Source organism: Thermococcus sp., assembly GCF_027063845.1.
Lineage (GTDB): Archaea > Methanobacteriota_B > Thermococci > Thermococcales > Thermococcaceae > Thermococcus.
In genome coordinates this window covers 1-1,436 of record NZ_JAMOQU010000039.1, presented here as the reverse complement: position 1 = coordinate 1,436, position 1,436 = coordinate 1, and the positions used below count along the sequence as shown (strand labels likewise).

The following is a 1,436-nucleotide window of genomic DNA, read 5'->3' as shown; positions in this document are numbered from 1 at the left end:
GTGTTCTCAAAGACGTCGGTAACGTCGTAGAACTCCTCCTTGATGTCCTCGGACTTAACGCCCCTCTCGCGGAGCTCGTCGCGGATTTTTAGTAAGTTGAGCTGTCTCTCAACTTCCCTCTCGATGATGAGCGGAATCATGTCGAGCTCCTGCACACCTTTAATCTCGACACGAGCGCCACCCCTAATCGAGACGTTGAGGTCCTGCCTTATCGTTCCGAGACCGCGCTTGACCTTCCGAGTGGCCCTTAGGGCATCGCCGATGTATTTAGCGACCACCTTCGCCTGCTCCGGGTGGTGTATGTCCGGGGTCGTGCTTATCTCGACGAGCGGAATGCCGAGGCGGTCGAGGCGGTAGATTACCTCCTTCTCCTTCCTCTCGACGATTCTGCAGGCGTCTTCCTCAAGGCATATCGTCGGGATTCCAACGCTTCCCCAAGGCGTGTCAACCCTTCCGTCGAGCGCTATTATCGCCGTCCTCTGGAAGCCGGAGACGTTCGAGCCGTCGATGACGATTTTACGCATGAAGTGAACCTCGTCAACGGGCTTGGCGTTGAGGAGGTAGGCAATCTGGAGGGTAACCTCCAGGGCTTCCCTGTCAGGCCCCCTCGGCGGTTCCTCGTCCATGTAAACGAGGTCGCTCAGCTCGTAGTTGCCCTCGTAGATGTACTTCCTTCCCTTCTTGAACTCCTCAAGTGCCGCGGGGTCAATTTCCCCGAGCTCACTCATCGTTGGCCTCAGACGTCTTTCAAAGGTGAAGTCAACCTTCTCGGTCAGCTCACTCGGAACGGGCGAGAACAGCTTTTTGGTATCGAGCTGCCTGTGAATTTCAAGGCCGACCTTAAGGCCGAGCTCTTTGTAATCGAACTTCTCGGTCATCTTAACACCTCCAGATTGGTTCTCAAAAAGTCATCGTCGAAGGTGACCAATTTTGAAATTCCATATACTTCACAAGTTGCAAGTATTAAGGCATCATTAGGTAGGAGACCATATTTTTTCCGTAAGTCCCTGCTCTTCCTGACAACTTCCTCAGTTTCTTCCAAGAACTCGAGCAATCCAGCAATGTGGAGCTCATCGAGTAGGCTGTCGAAGGTATCAACAATCTCATAAAGTGAGGGGTCTCTTTTTAGTTCTTTCTTGAGTGCATAGGTTCCTTTTTTTCCTGTTTTGGAGGTGAAATGATGGCCAAGAATGACAAAGGAAACCTCTGAATAGATGGTGGGAGTTATACATAGCTTGCACTCTCTGCTGACTCTGTCAAGGAGTTCAACTGCCCTCTCGTTTCCACTGAGGACTTCAACCCACACGTTGCTGTCAACTACCGCCAGCTCTTTCCTCGATGTACTCATAGTACTCTGCCTCCCAATCATGCTCGCTCTTCTTCAACATGCCCGCGTATTTCCTCAGGATTGGACCGGCGCTCTTCACTATGACCTC

Annotated in this window: 2 protein-coding genes; both read right to left on the bottom strand. The window is 51.8% G+C overall.

Annotated features, from left to right (window positions below; all coding sequences use genetic code 11):
• A partial coding sequence (gene gatE, locus MVO87_RS03065) for a Glu-tRNA(Gln) amidotransferase subunit GatE (RefSeq protein WP_297552135.1) occupies positions 1-878 on the bottom strand: 878 nt, incomplete at its 3' end.
• Positions 875-1,369, bottom strand: a complete 495-nt coding sequence (locus MVO87_RS03060; protein ID WP_297512482.1) for a type II toxin-antitoxin system VapC family toxin — start codon at positions 1,367-1,369, stop codon at positions 875-877. The genes MVO87_RS03060 and gatE, both read right to left, overlap by 4 nt.
• Positions 1,370-1,436 lie beyond the last annotated feature (67 nt).